1 protein-coding gene is annotated in these 246 nt (G+C 32.9%); it reads left to right on the plus strand.

The features are described from left to right. Nucleotides 1-246 (plus strand): 5-formyltetrahydrofolate cyclo-ligase (locus SB765_RS32660; RefSeq protein ID WP_410932897.1); only part of this gene is annotated, 246 nt, incomplete at both ends.

A 246-nucleotide genomic window follows, 5' to 3' on the forward strand; every position in this document is an offset into this window, starting at 1 on the left:
GTAATAAACTATCAAAAAACCAGCAAGAAATAGCGGCCCACTCGCTTAAAGTGAATTTTATTCAATATTTAAAAAGCATGAACTCGGCCAAAAAAAGCCATATCGCGCTTTATTTAAGCAATGATGGCGAATTAGATACTTCATTGTTAATTAATGAATTATGGAGCATTGAACAGCATGTTTACTTACCTGTAATTCACCCTTTCAACGGGGCTAATTTACTATTTCAACGATATGAAAAAAACT

Source organism: Pseudomonas sp. SIMBA_067 (genome assembly GCF_046534675.1).
Taxonomy (GTDB): Bacteria; Pseudomonadota; Gammaproteobacteria; order Pseudomonadales; family Pseudomonadaceae; genus Aquipseudomonas; species Aquipseudomonas putida.